This is a genomic window from Amycolatopsis sp. NPDC006131, from assembly GCF_040614175.1.
In the GTDB taxonomy this organism is placed as follows: Bacteria; Actinomycetota; Actinomycetes; order Mycobacteriales; family Pseudonocardiaceae; genus Amycolatopsis_E; species Amycolatopsis_E tucumanensis.
The window spans coordinates 79,356-95,485 of record NZ_JBEXTX010000008.1 but is presented as its reverse complement, the minus strand read 5'-3'; the positions used below and the strand labels follow the sequence as shown (position 1 = coordinate 95,485).

At 70.6% G+C, this 16,130-nt stretch carries 16 protein-coding genes; 13 read left to right on the top strand and 3 right to left on the bottom strand.

Annotated features, from left to right (window positions below; translation table 11 throughout):
* The first annotated feature begins 43 nt into the window (after window positions 1-43).
* The 5 genes from ABZ215_RS07530 to ABZ215_RS07510 are packed head-to-tail and all read left to right on the top strand — an operon-like array spanning window position 44 to window position 4,270.
* Window positions 44-1,507: a 2-hydroxymuconic semialdehyde dehydrogenase gene (locus ABZ215_RS07530; RefSeq protein ID WP_354948524.1), complete on the top strand. Its 1,464-nt coding sequence runs from the start codon at window positions 44-46 to the stop codon at window positions 1,505-1,507.
* Between the two features lie 10 nt (window positions 1,508-1,517).
* Window positions 1,518-2,312, top strand: coding sequence for a fumarylacetoacetate hydrolase family protein (locus ABZ215_RS07525; RefSeq protein WP_354948522.1), 795 nt, complete (start codon window positions 1,518-1,520; stop codon window positions 2,310-2,312).
* A complete protein-coding gene (locus tag ABZ215_RS07520; protein ID WP_354948520.1) occupies window positions 2,299-2,736 on the top strand; it encodes a RidA family protein in 438 nt (145 codons plus the stop codon). Before ABZ215_RS07525 ends, ABZ215_RS07520 begins: the two co-directional genes overlap by 14 nt.
* The gene (locus tag ABZ215_RS07515; RefSeq protein ID WP_354948518.1) at window positions 2,733-3,257 is read left to right on the top strand and encodes a 3-hydroxyanthranilate 3,4-dioxygenase; all 525 of its coding nucleotides are present in this window, start codon (window positions 2,733-2,735) and stop codon (window positions 3,255-3,257) included. Before ABZ215_RS07520 ends, ABZ215_RS07515 begins: the two co-directional genes overlap by 4 nt.
* Window positions 3,258-3,271: 14 nt before the next feature.
* The gene (locus tag ABZ215_RS07510) at window positions 3,272-4,270 is read left to right on the top strand and encodes an amidohydrolase family protein (RefSeq protein ID WP_354948516.1); all 999 of its coding nucleotides are present in this window, start codon (window positions 3,272-3,274) and stop codon (window positions 4,268-4,270) included.
* Between the two features lie 64 nt (window positions 4,271-4,334).
* Here the strand turns inward: ABZ215_RS07510 and ABZ215_RS07505 are convergent, their stop codons facing one another.
* The gene (locus ABZ215_RS07505) at window positions 4,335-6,332 is read right to left on the bottom strand and encodes a glycoside hydrolase family 3 N-terminal domain-containing protein (RefSeq protein ID WP_354948514.1); all 1,998 of its coding nucleotides are present in this window, start codon (window positions 6,330-6,332) and stop codon (window positions 4,335-4,337) included.
* Between the two features lie 160 nt (window positions 6,333-6,492).
* Window positions 6,493-7,272 (bottom strand): FCD domain-containing protein, encoded by a 780-nt coding sequence (locus ABZ215_RS07500; protein WP_354948512.1) that lies wholly within the window; start codon window positions 7,270-7,272, stop codon window positions 6,493-6,495.
* A 53-nt stretch (window positions 7,273-7,325) separates the two neighbouring features.
* Here ABZ215_RS07500 and ABZ215_RS07495 point away from each other — a divergent pair, with 53 nt between their 5' ends.
* The 8 genes from ABZ215_RS07495 to ABZ215_RS07460 all read left to right on the top strand — a co-directional run bounded on the left by ABZ215_RS07495 (window position 7,326) and on the right by ABZ215_RS07460 (window position 15,759).
* Entirely contained in the window at window positions 7,326-8,699 is a 1,374-nt protein-coding gene (locus tag ABZ215_RS07495; protein ID WP_354948510.1) for an amidohydrolase family protein, read from the top strand.
* Between the two features lie 13 nt (window positions 8,700-8,712).
* Window positions 8,713-9,042, top strand: a complete 330-nt coding sequence (locus ABZ215_RS07490) for a cupin domain-containing protein (protein ID WP_354948508.1) — start codon at window positions 8,713-8,715, stop codon at window positions 9,040-9,042.
* A complete protein-coding gene (locus tag ABZ215_RS07485) occupies window positions 9,039-9,995 on the top strand; it encodes a cyclase family protein (protein ID WP_354948506.1) in 957 nt (318 codons plus the stop codon). The genes ABZ215_RS07490 and ABZ215_RS07485 overlap by 4 nt, the downstream gene beginning before the upstream one ends.
* Window positions 9,996-10,093: 98 nt before the next feature.
* Complete coding sequence (locus ABZ215_RS07480) at window positions 10,094-11,677, top strand: bifunctional 3-(3-hydroxy-phenyl)propionate/3-hydroxycinnamic acid hydroxylase (RefSeq protein WP_354948504.1); 1,584 nt, start codon at window positions 10,094-10,096, stop codon at window positions 11,675-11,677.
* Between the two features lie 26 nt (window positions 11,678-11,703).
* Entirely contained in the window at window positions 11,704-12,531 is an 828-nt protein-coding gene (locus ABZ215_RS07475; RefSeq protein WP_354948502.1) for an alpha/beta hydrolase, read from the top strand.
* Window positions 12,531-13,406, top strand: a complete 876-nt coding sequence (locus ABZ215_RS07470; RefSeq protein ID WP_354948500.1) for a dioxygenase — start codon at window positions 12,531-12,533, stop codon at window positions 13,404-13,406. Before ABZ215_RS07475 ends, ABZ215_RS07470 begins: the two co-directional genes overlap by 1 nt.
* On the top strand, window positions 13,403-14,266 hold the full coding sequence (locus tag ABZ215_RS07465) for a fumarylacetoacetate hydrolase family protein (protein ID WP_354948498.1): 864 nt from the start codon (window positions 13,403-13,405) through the stop codon (window positions 14,264-14,266). The genes ABZ215_RS07470 and ABZ215_RS07465 overlap by 4 nt, the downstream gene beginning before the upstream one ends.
* Complete coding sequence (locus ABZ215_RS07460) at window positions 14,263-15,759, top strand: CoA-acylating methylmalonate-semialdehyde dehydrogenase (protein ID WP_354948496.1); 1,497 nt, start codon at window positions 14,263-14,265, stop codon at window positions 15,757-15,759. The genes ABZ215_RS07465 and ABZ215_RS07460 overlap by 4 nt, the downstream gene beginning before the upstream one ends.
* 104 nt (window positions 15,760-15,863) lie before the next feature.
* Here the strand turns inward: ABZ215_RS07460 and ABZ215_RS07455 are convergent, their stop codons facing one another.
* Window positions 15,864-16,088 (bottom strand): hypothetical protein, encoded by a 225-nt coding sequence (locus ABZ215_RS07455; RefSeq protein ID WP_354948494.1) that lies wholly within the window; start codon window positions 16,086-16,088, stop codon window positions 15,864-15,866.
* Window positions 16,089-16,130 lie beyond the last annotated feature (42 nt).

The following is a 16,130-nucleotide window of genomic DNA, read 5'->3' as shown; positions in this document are numbered from 1 at the left end:
AAGCAGAAACACAGTCGTCGCGAACGCAGATGTGGAGATCGATATGACAAGTGCCGGCGTGGTGCGGAACTTCGTCGGCGGCCAGTTCGTCGAGAGCGGTGAACTGTTCGACGACATCAACCCCGTCGACGGCAGCGTGGCCGCCCGCGTGCACGAAGCCGACGAGTCGATTGTGGACAGTGCGGTGCGTGCCGCGAGGAAGGCGCTCGACGGACCGTGGAGCCGCCTTGGCGCGCCCCAGCGGGCGGCGCTGCTGCGCCGGATCGCGGACGTGATCGAGGCCCGGTTCGACGAATTCGTGGCCGCGGAGGTCGCCGACACCGGCAAACCGGTGTCACTGGCACGCCAGATCGACGTGGCGCGTGCCGCGGCGAACTTCCGGGCGTTCGCCGACCTCGTCTCCGCGACCGGGCTGGACTCCTTCCTGACCGAACTGCCCGACGGCCGCCGCGCGTTGAACTACGCGCTGCGCAAGCCGCTCGGCGTGGTCGGGGTGATCGTGCCGTGGAACCTGCCGCTGCTGCTGCTCACCTGGAAGGTGGCTCCCGCGCTGGCCTGCGGCAACACCGTCGTGGTCAAGCCGTCCGAGCTCACACCGGCCACGGCCACGTTGCTGGCCGAGGTGATCACCGAGGCCGGGGTGCCCGACGGCGTCTACAACGTCGTGCACGGCTTCGGGGCGGGCTCGGCCGGCGCGCACCTGACCGTGCACCCCGGCATCGACGGCATCACGTTCACCGGGGAGTCGTCCACCGGATCCACGATCATGGCCGCCGTCTCGCCGCGGGTCCGCCCGGTGTCGTTCGAGCTCGGCGGCAAGAACGCCGCCATCGTGTTCGCCGACGCCGACCTGAAGCGGGCTGTGGACACACTGACCCGCTCAGTGTTCACCAACACCGGACAGGTGTGCCTGTGCACCGAGCGGGTGTACGTGCAACGGCCGGTGTTCGACGAGGTGGTCGCCGCACTGGCCGAGCGGGCGGCGGCGCTGCGCCTCGGGCGGCCGGAGGAGGCGGAGACCACCACCGGGCCGTTGATCTCGACCGAACACCGGGAGAAGGTACTCGGCTACTACCGGCTGGCCGAAGAGACCGGCGCGCAGGCGGTGGTCGGCGGGGCCGTGCCGCGGCTCGGAGCCGGCCTCGACGGCGGGGCCTGGATCGAGCCGACGCTGTGGACCGGGGCCGGCAACGACAACCGGTTGCTGCGCGAGGAGATCTTCGGGCCAGTGGCCGCGCTGGTGCCGTTCGACACCGAGGACGAAGCCGTGGCACTGGCCAACGACACCAGCTACGGCCTCGCCGCGACCGTGCTGACGACCGACCTCGACCGCGGTCACCGCGTCGCGGGCCGGATGCGGGTGGGCATCTCGTGGGTGAACACGTGGTTCCTGCGCGACCTGCGCTCGCCGTTCGGCGGCTCCGGCCTGTCCGGTATCGGTCGTGAGGGCGGCGAACATTCGCTGCACTTCTACTCCGAGCCCACCAACGTGTGCGTCGAGCTGTGAGGGGAAGTTCGTGAACCGACAACCGGTCGTCGACTCGCTGGCCGAGCGGCTGGACACGGCGCAACTGACCGCCACCGCGTGCGCCCAGCTCTCCGACGAGCACGACCTGTCGCTGGATGAGGCCTACGCGGTGCAGCGCGCCGTGCTCGCCCGCCGGGTCGCGCGGGGCGAGCGGATCGCAGGGGTGAAGCTCGGCTTCACCAGCCGGGCGAAAGCCGAGCAGATGGGCGTGTCGGACGTGATCATCGGGCAGCTGAGCTCGGCGATGCTGGTGGACGACGGCGGCGCCGTCGACCACGCCGGGCTGGTGCATCCCCGCGTGGAGCCCGAGGTGGCGTTCCGGCTGTCCCGGACGATCGAGCCCGGTGACCCGGTGCCCGGCCCGCGTGCGGTCGTGGACGCGGTGGCGCCGGCGCTGGAGATCATCGACTCCCGCTACCGCGACTTCGAGTTCGACCTCACCGACGTCGTGGCGGACAACACCTCCGCGGCACACGCGGTGATCGCGGCGTGGCAGGACGCGTCCCGTCCCCTCGGGGATCTTCCCGTGGTGCTCGAGCTCGACGGCCGAGTGGTCGCCACCGGCTCCACCGACGCGATCCTCGGCGACCCGTGGCAAGCGGTGGCCGCGGCGATCCGGCTGGCACACACCTACGGGATTCCCCTGCCCGCCGGCACAGTCCTGCTCGCCGGTGCGGCCACCGAAGCGGTCGCCGTGCCGCCGGGAGCGGAAGTGCGCGCCCGGGTGGACACGCTCGGCGAAGTGACCGTACGACTACGCGGAGGCACAGATGGTCAGCAGTGAGGTCGTGGCAGGCAAGGCCACACCACGGGGACGGTTCCCTCACGTGAAGGTCGCGGGCGATCACGTCTACGTGTCCGGCACCAGCAGCCGGCGCCCGGACAACACGATCGCGGGAGCCGAAGTCGACCCGATGGGCACCACCGCGCTCGACATCCGCGCCCAGACGCGGGCCGTGATCGAGAACATCGCGGACATCCTGCACGCGGTCGGGGCCGATCTGACCGACCTCGTGCAGGTGACCGCCTACCTGGTCAACATGAACGACTTCGGCGGCTACAACGAGGTGTACGGCGAGTACTTCGACGAGTCGGGCCCGACCAGGACCACCGTCGCCGTGCACCAGCTGCCGCACCCGCACCTGCTGCTGGAAATTCAGGCAGTGGCACACGTTCCTGGAGTGTCCGAAAAGGAGGTTAGGTCATGACCCCGGTCAACCCGGTCATCGATTTCGCGCGGTGGATCGACGAGCACGAGCACCTGCTGAAGCCGCCGGTGAACAACAAGCAGATGTGGGAGCGGACCGGTGACTTCATCGTGCAGGTCGTCGGCGGTCCCAACCAGCGGACCGACTACCACGTCGATCCCTACGAGGAGTGGTTCTACCAGGTCAAGGGCGACATGCACGTCAACGTCATGACCGGGGACGGCCCGCAGACCGTGCACATCCGGGAAGGCCAGACCTGGCTGCTGCCGGGGAACCTCCCGCACTCGCCGCAGCGCCCGGAAGCCGGATCGATCGGCATCGTGATCGAGCGCGTCCGGGAGGAAGGCACCACCGAGAAGTTCCAGTGGTACTGCCTGAACTGCTCCGCACTGGTGCACGAGGTCGAACTGCAGGTGCGCGACATCGTCGCCGACCTGCCGCCGGTGTTCGAGCAGTTCTACGCCGACCCGGAGGTGCGAACCTGTTCCGCCTGCGGCACGGTGCACCCCGGAAAGGGCTGAGGTCCGGAACCGACATGACAACTGTCGACGTGCACACCCACTACGTGCCGCGCGGGTGGCCGGACCTGGAACAGGAGACCGGTTCCGCGGGCTGGCCCTGGTTCCGGGCGGAGACCGAGCACGAGGCGACCATCATGATCCGGTCGGCGGAGTTCCGCCGGATCCAGCGCAACTGTTGGGATGCCGGGGAACGATTGTCCGACATGGACGCCCACGGCGTCGACGTGCAGGTCGTCTCACCGACACCGGTCTTCTTCTCCTACGCCCGCCCTGGCGAGGAGGCGGCGAAGGTCGCCCGGATCTTCAACGACCTGGCGCTGGAGATCTGCGCGCCCGCGCCGGAGAGGTTCGTGCCGTTCTGCCAGGTCCCGCTGCAGGATCCGGACGCCGCCTGCGCCGAGCTGGACCGCTGCCTCGCGGCCGGCCACGCCGGGGTGGAGATCGGCAACCACGTCGGCGACCGGGACCTGGACGACGAGGGCATCGTCACGTTCCTCCAGCACTGCGCGCAGGTGGGCGCACCGGTCTTCGTGCACCCCTGGGACATGCCGGGTTCGCCCCGGCTGGACCGGTGGATGGCCCGGTGGCTGACCGGGATGCCCGCCGAGACCCACCTGTCGATCCTCGCCCTGATTCTGGGCGGCGTGTTCGACCGCGTGCCGCGGAGCCTGCGGCTGTGCTTCGCGCACGGCGGCGGGTCCTTCCCGTTCTGGCTGGGGCGGCTGGAGAACGCCTGGTACCAGAGGCGGGACGTGGTCGGGACCTCGGAGCTCCCGCCGTCGCACTACCTCGACCGGTTCAGCGTCGATTCCGTCGTGTTCGACGAGCGGGCCCTGCGGTTGCTGGTGGACACGATGGGCGCCGAGCGGGTCATGCTCGGCAGCGACTACCCGTACCCGCTCGGCGAGCAACCGGCCGGCGCCGTGGTTCGCGAGGCCGCGTTCCTCGGCGAGGAGGAACGCAAGCTCATCCTTGGCGGGAACGCGCTGGCGTTCCTCGGCCGGCACCGCTGAAACCGCCGGTGCGGTGGATCCCGTCCGGGGAATCCACCGCACCGCCGGATTCACGCGGCTGGTGTCACCGGGCCTTCCCGGGCCGGTAGTGCAGACCGTAGCCGCGCTCGTAGAGCGGATGCGCGGTGTCGTCGGGCACGTCGCCGAGCTGCGCCTCGACTTCCTGCTGGGACGAGGGCAGTTCGAAGGGCAGCGAGCCGCCCGGGCTGCGCTTGCCCAGCACGGTGTCCAGGAGCACACCGTCGGACACGCCGTAGTTGGCCAGCACGGCATCCGCGGTCCGGGCGACGTCGGTCAGGACCAGGGGGCGGTCCAGCTTGGGGATCGCGACCGTCGGGGTGCCCGTGGCAGCGGCCGCCTGGAGAGCCTGGTAGTCCGGCTCGGCACCGGTGAATTCCAGTCCGGTGAGGTCGGCACCGCTGCGGGGGTCGGCCAGCCGGACCAGTGCCAGGTCGGCCTCGGCTGGATCGCTGACCACACGGAGGTTCCGGCTCTCGGCCTCGGCGGCGGAGATGCCGTACAGGTAGACGTCGCGCACCGTCTTCCGGCCGGCGGGAAGCGTCTGGCCGCTGTTCTTCAGCAGGGTCAGGGAGTTGGCCTGGGCGCGGTCGCCGACGGCCTGGAACCCGGCGTTGCCCACGAGACGGCCCGCCGCGGCTTCGTCCACGTACGGGTTTTCGAAGAGGCCCAGCTGGAACTTCTGCTCCAGCACCCGCTGTGCCGCTTCGTCGACCCGTTCCTCGCTGACGAGGTGCTGCCGCACGGCCTGCACCACGTACCCGGGTTGGTCGCTGCCGCCGATCTGGTCGACGCCGGCATTGAGGGCGAGCGCGGTGCGCTCCAGGACGGTCTGCTGCTCCACGCCCCAGGGCATGCCGACGCCCCACGGCCCGATGAACGAGGCAGGCGGCCGGTTGTTCCGGCATTCCTCGGGGCAGTCACCGGTGATGCCCCAGTCCGACACGATGACGCCGTCGAAGCCGTAGGTGCCCCGGAGCAGGTCCTTCAGCAGGTAGGAGTTGAACCCGGCGCCGACCTGCGGCACCTCGGTGCCCTGGTGGGTGAGGTCCTTCAGAATGGAGTACGTGGGCATGATGCCGGAGGTGTTCGCGGCGAACGCGCCCTGGAAGGGCGTGATGTGGTCGGCGAAGTCGCCACCGGGGAAAGTGGCGTAGCGGCCGTAGTAGTAGTGGCTGTCGTAGCCGTTGGCCTGGGCGCCGTAGCCGACCCAGTGCTTGGTGACCGTGGCGACGCTGCCGTCGTGCAGCCCGGTCGAGCCGTTCTGCAGGCCTTCGACGTAGGCGCCGACCTGACGGGACGCGTCTTGGGGGTCGGAGCCGAAGGTGCCGTTGATCCGGGTCCACCGCGGTTCGGTGGCGATGTCGGCCTGGGGCGAGAGCGCTTCGGTGATGCCGACGGCCCGGTACTCCTGGCGGATGATGTCGCCGAGGCGCTCGGTGAGCCGGGGATCGCCGGCGGCGGCGATGCCGATGGCGTCGGGCATGGCGGTGGTGCCCGATCCCGCGACGGTCTGGCCCTCGACGACGGCGAACCCGTTGCGGGGGTCGGTGGAGATGACGACCGGAATGCCCAGGCGCTGCTTCTCGGCTGTCTCCTGCACGCTGTTGTTCGCCGCGGCGACCTTGCGGGGCGCCGCGGACAGGCGGGTGATGGCACTGGTGACGTGGCGCTCGCCGACGAGCGTGGCGGTCTTGGCCGGGTCGTAGCCCTCGCCGGAGACCGGGAGCGTGCCGTGGACCAGCAGTCCCGCCTTCTCCTCCAATGTCATCCGGGAGAGCAGGTCGCGGGCGCGGGCGGTGTCGTCCAGGCGCCAGTCCTCGTAGGGGGTGAGACGGTGGTCGCGGTCGAGATCGCGGAAGCGGAGCCCATTCACCTCGATGATGGGGACACTGCGGGTGGACAGCTGAGGCTGCCGGGCGGTGTGGCCGTGGGCCGCGGCCGGTGCGCTGAACCCGCCGGCGGTGAGCGCGGCCACGGTGGTGATGGCGGCTCCCACGGCCAGCTTCCCGCGCCGGCCCGTGCGGTGTCTGGAAATGCGCATGAAATCCTCTCCGTTGAGGTCGTTCACCGGCCGGGCGCCGGCGGCAGCGGGCCACGCCAGGCCTCGACCATGGAGTCTGGGTTCGTCCACGCCGGAGCGGAAATCACTTCTCGTGAAGTGCCGCATCAGTCTCGTGGATAGCCGGTGTCCGGCACGCGGCTCACCGCGTCGTGTCGCGGGGCACCTGCAACAGACCGCGGTGGCGTTCGACAGCCGCCTCGGTGCGGGGAATGTCGCCATCGATGATGGCGGCGACGAGTTCCTCGTGCACGGCCACGCGGTGGCCGAGGTAGTCGCCGGTCGGCTCTTCCCGGTCCGGGTCGGCGTGGGTCGACAGGTCGGCGATGCACCGCGTCATGGTCACGTAGACGGCCTTGGCCATGTGGTTCCGGCTGATCTCGGCGATGCGCTCGTGGAGCGCCCAGTTCGCGCGCATGAAGCTGTCGGTGTCGGTCGCGGCCTTCTTCAACGCACGCAAGCCCTGCTTGAGGGCTTTGATGTCGGCGGCGTCGCGGTGGCGCGCGGCGTCGGTGTCGATCAGCATTTCGAGGGCTTCGCGTACCGCGATGGCGTCCTCGACCGTGGTCGGCATGGCCTTCACAGTCAGCAGGGTGTGCCGGAGCCGGACGACCGGGTTCGGGTTCGCGACGAAGAGACCGCCACCGCGGCCGGGGCGGATCTCGAGGCTGCCGCGGTCGGTGAGCAGCCGGATGGCCTCGCCGACGGTGGAACGGGCGAAGCCCGTCTCCTCGCGGAGGCTTTCGATGGTGCCGATCGCGTCGCCGGGCCGCAGGCCCTGCTCGGTGATCCGGCTCTCGATGTCGGCAGCCAGCGCTTCGGCGCGCGTCCGCGGTGGGGTCGTAAACATCCGAACCAATCTAACAGATTGCGTGCTCGCCGCGAAGCCGGAGCCGCCGCCGAATTCACACTTACGATCCAAACCGTCATGATGTTATGTTCGCCCGATCCGAACGTCGGGAAGGTGGTGGCGCGATGGGGCGCGTACTGGTCAGCGGTGGGACCGTGCTGACGATGGAGCCGGGGGACCGGCCGCGGGTGGCGGACGTCCTGATCGAAGACGACAAGATCGTGGCGGTCGACGAGCGCATCGAGGCGGACGCGGAGGTGATCGACGCGTCCGGGCAGATCGTGACCCCGGGCCTGGTCGACACCCACCGGCACGTGTGGCAGGCGGGCCTGCGCGGGCTGACCGGGGACTCGGTGCTCAAGGACTACTTCCGCAGCGTCCGGTTCCAGGCCTCGCCGCACTACCGGCCGGAGGACATCCGGATCGGCAACCTCGCCGGCATGCTGGAGGCCGTCGACGCCGGCGTGACCACCGTGCTCGACTTCTCCCACGCCATCGTCACGCCCGACCACGCGGACGCGGCCATCGACGGGACCATCGAGTCCGGTGCGCGCAGCCAGTTCGCGCTCGGCTTCAGCGACGTGCCGGGCCGCGATCCGTCGCTCGCCACGCCGGAGGGGCTGCTGGCGCTCGCCGCCAAGCTGCGCAACGGACGGCTGTCGTCCGACGATGCCCTGGTGACGATGGGGATCGCGCTGTCGGACCTGCCCGAGGTGGGGATCGACCGGATCCGCGCGGAGCTGACCGGCGCCCGCGAACTCGGCCTGCGCAGCACCACCAACGGTCTCGCGATCCTGTTCCACGAGCCGGTCGACGACCTGGAGGTGTTCGACTCGGCCGGGCTGCTCGGGCCGGACATCGTGTGGGTGCACCTGAACTACGCGACCGCGGAGCAGTTGCGCCGGGTCGCGGACACGGGTGGTTCCGTGGCGACGTGCACGGAAGCCGAGATGGCGATGGGCATGGGCAGGCCCGCGACGGAGCGGGTTCTGGCGGCCGGTGGCCACTGCACCTTCGGTTGTGACGTGACGACGTCGGTGTCGGGCAGCATCCTCAGCCAGGCGCGCACCGCGATGCAGGTCGGGCGTCTGCTCGCCGCGGACGAGCGGATGGCGTCGGGCCGTGCCCCGGAGTCCGTCCCGCCGTCCTGCGAGACGATCTTCAAGGGCGCGACCATCTGGGGCGCCGAGGCGCTGGGCCAGGCGCACCGGATCGGCAGCCTCCGCCCTGGCAAGCAGGCGGACCTGCTCGTGATCCGGGCCGACGCGGTGAACACCGCCCCGGTACACGATCCGTACGCCACCGTCGTGTCCCAGGCCCATCCGGGCAACATCGACACCGTTCTCGTCGCCGGGCGCAAGCTGAAGTCGGGCGGGCGGCTGACCGCCGACTGGGCGTCGGTGCGCAAGCGGCTGGAGGAGTCGAAGGAGTACCTGACCGGCGTGATCACGCGCAACGGTGGCTTCTTCCCGCAACCCCCGCTCGACCTCCCGTGGTGAAGGAGCACGTTCGATGAAGGTGGTGCGCGCGGACGAGGCCGTGCCCTACGACCCGCCGGGACACCGGGGTGTCGACGCGCGGCGGCTGCAGCAACTGGCGGGGTTGACCGTTTCGGTGTCCACCTACGAGCAGGGGGGTGCCGTCACCGAACTGCCCACCGCGGCGGACACGGTGTACGTGGTACTGGCCGGCACCTTGCGGGTGACGTCGCACGACGACGGCGCCTGCGTCGATCTGGGCGTGCACGACTCGGTTTTCCTCAGGGCGGGGGAGACACGCTCGGTGGTGAACGTGTCCGATGCCGACGCGGTCCTGCTCGTGGTCCTGGGCGGTGCGCCGTGAACCGGCTGCCGGACTACGACCAGCTCCCGCCGGGGCCGCACGGCGGACGGCTCGGCTGGGGGTTGTTCGGCGCCGGGGACGACCTCGGGCTGGTCAACCTGCTGACCCCGGAACGGGTCGCCGAAGCGGCGAAACTGGTCCGGCGCGGTGTCGGTTTCTCGCTCGACGTCCCGCACGGCACGTTCGCGCCACCGCTGAACAGCGCGCGGGGCAACCCTCGTCACCACGTGATCGCCCAGCCGGGCGGGATCGGGTTCGACGACGTCTGGGACAACGTCTACCCGCAAGCCGGGAGCCAATGGGACTCGCTGGCCCACATCGGGTACACGCGCGAGGTGTACTACAACGGCGCCACCGCCGAGGACATCCGCGCCGGGCGGCGCAACACGGTCGACGGCTGGGCGCGGCACGGGATCGCCGGGCGCGGGGTGCTGCTCGACATCCCGGCCACCATGCGGGAGCTGGGGCGGGACTACGACCCCGGGGAAACCGTCGAGCTCGGCGTCGCCGAGCTGGAGGCGGCCCGCGAACTGTCCGGAGTGGACTACCGAACCGGGGACATCCTGTTGATCCACACCGGTTTCGGGTCCTGGTACCGTGATGCCCCGCCGGAGGTGCGCAAGGCGCTGCCCCGCGGCCTGCGCGCGCCGGGGCTCGAACACTCCGAGGACGTCTGCCGCTACCTGTGGAACGCGCACGTGGCGGCCGTCGCGTCCGACACGTTCGCGGTCGAGGCGTGGCCTGCCGACACGAGCGAGGCCCGGCAGCCCTTCGGGTTCATCCACCAGATGCTGATCGGGAGCTTCGGCATGGCGCTCGGCGAGCTGTGGTGGCTCGCCGATCTCGCCGCCGACTGCGCGGAAACCGGTGTCTACGAGGGATTCCTGGTCAGCGCGCCCACTCAGGCGCCTGGTGGCATCGCCTCGGCGGCCAACGCGGTTCTCTTCAAGTAGCGGGAATCCCTTGACGGTCCGGGGACCTCGCGTGCACTATCAAAACCTCGTAAAGGTTCGGATGTTTTATCTCGGGCGCTTTCAAAGGAGAAGGTCGCGTGTCTGACATCTACGACGTGGCGGTCGTCGGCTACGGCCCGGCCGGCGAGGTGGCGGCCGCCACCCTGGGGCTGGCCGGTCACCGGGTGGTGGTGTTCGAGCGCCACCACGCCCTCTACCCGTTGCCGCGCATGGTGACGTTCGACGGTGAGGCGTGCCGGACGGTGCAGGCCACGGGCACCGACGTCGATCTCGCTCTCAGCACGGCGAAGGTCCTCGACAGCTGCGAGTTCGGCGACGCGGCCGCCGAGGCGATGCTGGTGCTCGACTGGGCCGGGGAGCAGTGCGGGTTCCGGGCGCACTACTCGGTTTTCCAGCCCGACGTCGAGCAGGTGGTGCACGACCGGGTCGACGCGATGGACAACGTGGACGTGTGCCGCGGCACCGAGGTCTGCGCGCTGGAGCAGTTCGACGACCACGTCCGGTTGTCCGTGCGGCCGAAGGGTTCCCGCAACCCGGCCGAGGAACGGGTGGTCAAGGCCCGCTACGTGATCGGCGCGGACGGGACGAACAGCTTCGTGCGCGAGGCCGCGGGCATCCGGATGAAGGACTACGGCATCCACGAGCGCTGGCTGAACTTCGACATGAACAAGCTGGGTGAGCTCCCGCCGGAGTTCGAGCGGCTGATCATGATCATGGACCCGGAGCGTCCCCACATGTACATGCCGCTGGGCACCGAGCGGCAGCGGTTCGAGATCAGGGTCGCCGACGACGAGACCGACGAGGCGATGCACGACCCGCAGGTGGCGTGGGACTTCCTCGGCCGCGTGCACGGGCTGGGCCAGGACAAGCTCTCCATCTGCCGCCAGGTCGTCTACCACTACTACACGCGCGTCGCGACGCAGTGGCGCAAGGGCCGGGTCTTCATCGCGGGCGACGCCGCGCACACGATGACGCCGTACCTGGGCCAGGGCGGGTGTTCGGCGATCCGGGACGGCCGCAACATCGGGTGGAAGCTCGCGCTGGTGCTGTCCGGGCAGGCCGGTGACGCGCTGCTCGACCAGTACCAGGCGGAGCGGGAACCCCACGTGACCACGCTGGTGTTCGCCAGCCACGCCCTCGCCAAGATCGTCAACATCGTGGACCACGAGGCGGCGGAGAAGCGCAACTACGAGATGCGCAACAACCTGATGCCGCCGCTGCCGCCGTTCCCCAAGCTGGAGCACGGCGTCCTGCACCGCGAAGCCGACGGCAGCGTCGCGCCGGTCACGGGATCGCTGTCCCCGCAGGGAACCCTGCGGCGCGGCGCGCACCAGGGCCGGGGGGACGACGTGCTCGGCCACGGCTTCCAGCTCATCAGCAGGCGCGAACCCGAGCTGGACGAGCGACAGCGGGCCGCACTGGAGGCGATCGGCTGCGCGATCGCGGTGGTCGGCGACGACTCCGCCGCCCACGCCGTCACCGACGTGGACGGCGTGTACACCGCGTTCCTCGACCAGCACGGCGCCGACGCTTACCTCACCCGTCCGGACTGGTACGTGTTCGGCACGGCCGCCGCGGACGGCGTCGGCGCGCTGGTCGACGAGCTCGCCGAGCGGCTCTCCCTCACGCCGCGGACCGCGGAACCGGCGCCGGCCGCCTGATTCCAGCACTGCAAGAAAGGTTCGACATGACCGAAGTAAGCACCACCACCGACCTCGAATACGCCCGGGTGGGGGACACGTCCCTCAAGCTCGACCTGTACCGGCCGGAGCGCCCGGAACCGGTCGCGGTCGTGCTCTACCTGCACGGTGGCGGCTGGCAGGTAGGGGACAAGACCGACGGGGCCAAGGAGCGCCTCGCCGCGCTGGCGAGCCACGGCATCGCCGTGGCGTCGGCGAACTACCGTTTCGTGGCCGAGGCCGGGTATCCCGCGCAGGTGCATGACGCCAAGGCGGCGGTGCGCTGGCTGCGCGCGCACGGCGGCGAGTACGGGTTGCGCACCGACCGCATCGGCGCGTGGGGCGCGTCCGCCGGGGCGTACCTGGCGAGCATGCTGGGGCTGACCGCGGGTCACGAGGAGCTGGAGGGCGAGATCGGCGACGACCTCGGTCAGTCCAGCGCCGTGCAGGCCGTCGTGCACTGGTTCGGCCAGACCGACCTGCTGGCCAACTCGCGCCGCACGTGGCTGGAGAAGGAAATCCTGAACCCGCCGTTCGAGGGCCCGCTGCTGGGCCTCGGGGACGTGGGGGAGGACCCGGCGCGCGCTCGCGAAGCCAGCCCGCTGTACCACGTGCACGCCGGCGCGCCGCCGTTCCTCGTCGTGCACGGCGACCGGGACCGGGTCACGCCCGCCGGCGAGAGCCAGGCACTGCACGACGCGCTGGTGCGCGCCGGTGCCGAGTCGACGTTCGTGTTGCTGGGCGGCGCCGGGCACGAGGGCGCGGAGTTCGACCGGCCGGACCACCTGCGGCTCACCGCGGCGTTCCTCGCCGCGCACCTGGACGGGGACCGCTGATGGCCGAGGACCTGCTCGGCCAGGTGCTCGCGCAGATCGGCGGGGACAACCCCCGCCTGCGCGAGGTGATCACCTCGCTGACCACCCACCTGCACGGTTTCGTCGCCGAGGTCAAGCCGACCGAGGAGGAATGGCTGGCGGGCCTGAACTTCCTCGTCGAGACCGGCCGCTGGTGCACGCCCCGGCGCAACGAGTTCATCCTGCTGTCCGACATGCTGGGACTGACCACCGCGGTCGACGACGTCAACCACGTCGGCCCGGAGGGCATGACCCCGTCGTCGGTGGAGGGCCCCTTCCACTCGCCTGCGCCGCCGCGCGAACTCGGCGCGTGGATCAGCCACGGTCCCGAACGACAGCGGGCCACCTCGGCCGTCGTGCACGGGCGGGTGCTCGACACCGACGGCACGCCCATCCCCGGTGCCGTTCTGGACTTGTGGCAGGCCAACGACACCGGGCTGTACGACTCCCAGGACGATTCGCAGGACGACGGCAACCTGCGGGCACTGCTGACCACCGGCGCCGACGGCGCCTACTGGTTCCGGTCCATCGTGCCCAGCAGCTATCCGGTCCCGACCGACGGGACCGGCGGCAAGCTGCTCACCGCGATCGGCAGGCACCCGATGCGGCCCGCGCACCTGCACGTCCGGATCACCGCCGACGGATACCGGCCGCTCACCACGCACGTGTTCCTGGCAGGCGACCCGTACCTCGACTCCGACGCGGCGTTCGCGGTCAAGGACGAGTTGGTCGTCGAACCAGTACGACGCGAGACCGAGGCCGATCTGCGGCGCTGGCAGATGGACACACCCTTCGAGGAGTTGGAGTTCGACTTCCACCTCGCGCCCGCCGACTGGAAGGACGGGGCAGCGCAGTGAAACTGGTAGGAATCTCCACCGGCGGCGCCACGACGATCGCGCGCCTGAACGACGACGGTACGGCGACGCCCATCGCCGATCGCGACGTCTTCTGGACGGACCCGCGCGGCTGGCTCGCCCGCGCCGGGCGGGGAGCGGGCGAAGTCGTGCCACCCGAACACCTCGTGCCGGTCGTCCCGCCGTCCGCCCGCGTGATCTGCGTCGGCCTGAACTACCGCGCCCACGCCGCGGAAGGGGCCTTCCAGGTGCCGGAGTTCCCCACGCTCTTCGGCCGCTGGACCGCTTCGCTCACGGCTGGGGGCGCCTCCGCCCCGGTTCCGGCGGGCGAGGCCGGACTCGACTGGGAAGGAGAGGTCGCCGCCTACGTCGGCGCCACCCTGCGCGACGTCGACGCGGACACGGCCAGGGCCGCGGTCCTCGGGTACTCGACGTTCAACGACCTCACCGCCCGCCGCGCGCAGAAGCTCACCACGCAGTGGACGCTGGGCAAGAACGCCGACCGCAGCGGGCCCACGGGCCCGCTCGTGACGTCCGACGAGGTGGGGGACCTGCGCGACGGGCTGTCGGTGACGACCCGCGTCAACGGCACCGTCGTGCAGGACGGCAACACCCGCGACATGATCTTCGAGGTCGGCGAGGTGTTGTCGTTGATCAGTCGCACGTTGACGCTGAACCCCGGTGACGTCATCGCCACCGGCACCCCGGAGGGCGTCGGCTACGTCCGCACACCGCCGTGGCTGCTGCGACCCGGTGATGTCGTCGAAGTCGCCGTCGACCGGCTCGGTGTGCTGCGGACCCCCATCGTCACCGCCGGTGCGCCGGCACACCCCCGCACCGAGCTCGAGGAGGCACGTCCGTGACCACTCCGACCCTGAACCACTGGTCCGGGGGAGCCGAACTGCCCGGACGCGCGGGCCGCTACTCGGAGGTGACGGACCCGGCCACCGGCGCCGTCACCGCGCGGCTGGCGCTTGCGGAGCAGTCCGAAGTGGACGCGGTGGTGGCCGCTGCCACGGCCGCGTTCCCCGCCTGGCGGGACACCTCGCTCGCCCGGCGCACCCAGGTCCTGTTCCGGTTCCGCGAGCTGCTGAACGCGCGCAAGGACGAGCTGGCCGCGCTCATCACCGCCGAGCACGGCAAGGTCCTCTCCGACGCCGCCGGCGAGGTGACGCGCGGCCAGGAAGTCGTGGAGTTCGCCTGCGGCATCTTGCACCTGCTCAAGGGTTCCGCTTCGGTGAACGCCTCCACCAAGGTCGACGTCACCTCGGTGCGGCAGCCGGTGGGGCCGGTCGCGATCATCGGCCCGTTCAACTTCCCCGCGATGGTGCCGATGTGGTTCTTCCCGATCGCGATCGCGGCCGGGAACACCGTGGTGCTCAAGCCGAGTGAGAAGGTGCCTTCGGCGGCGCTCTGGCTGGCGCGGCTGTGGCAGGAGGCCGGGCTGCCGGACGGCGTGTTCAACGTCCTCAACGGGGACAAGGTCGCCGTCGACGGGCTGCTGACCCATCCGGACATCAAGGCGGTGTCCTTCGTCGGCTCCACCCCGATCGCCCGCTACGTCTACGAAACCGGGACGGCGCACGGCAAACGGGTGCAGGCGCTGGGCGGCGCGAAGAACCACATGGTCGTGCTGCCCGACGCCGACCTCGACCTGGCCGCCGACCAGGCCGTCAACGCCGGCTACGGCTCCGCGGGGGAGCGGTGCATGGCGATCTCCGCGCTCGTCGCGGTGGGCGACATCGCCGACGAGCTGGTCGCGCGGATCGCGGACCGCACCAGGGCGCTCCGCACGGGGGACGGCAGGCGGGACTGCGACATGGGACCGCTGGTGACCGCGGCGGCCCGGGACCGCGTGACCGGCTACATCGAGGCCGGGCAGGCCGCGGGCGCCGAACTCGTGGTGGACGGCCGCGAAACGAAGCCGGACGCCGACGGGGACGGATTCTTCATCGGCCCGACGCTGTTCGACCATGTGACCACCGACATGTCCATCTACACCGACGAGATCTTCGGCCCGGTCCTGTCGGTGGTCCGGGTGGACACCTACGACGAGGCGATCGCGCTGATCAACGCGAACCCGTACGGCAACGGCACGGCGATCTTCACCAACGACGGCGGCGCCGCACGCCGGTTCGCCGACGAGATCGAGGTCGGCATGGTCGGGATCAACGTGCCGGTCCCGGTCCCCGTGGCCTACCACTCCTTCGGCGGCTGGAAGAACTCCCTCTTCGGCGACACGCACGCGCACGGCGTCGAAGGAGTGCACTTCTTCACCCGCGGCAAGGTGATCACGACGCGCTGGCTCGACCCGTCGCACGGCGGGATCAACCTGGGCTTCCCGCAGAACACCTGACCCTGGACGGCGGATTCCACGTCGAGGAGCGCCTCGGCGTGGAATCCACCCGGGTGACTGCGTCGGTGCCTCGCCGGCAGCCGGCAGGGCGTACTCACCGCCACCTACCGTGCCACCGGTTCCGGCTCGCGCTCCGGGGAAAGCCGCGGCGGTCCGGACGCCGGAGGGCGCCGCCGGAAGACAGCGGTGCCGATGAGGACCACCGTGCCGGCCAGGCACAGCCAGGCGAAGGCGTCCCCGATCACGCGGTACGGCGTGGTGACGCCGTGGACCGGCACGTCGACCAGCCACAGGTTCTGGTCGATCAGCGTGTTCTGGGTGGACAGCACATGGCCCTTGGTTGTCGAACGCCACCGACCAGCCGACGTAGT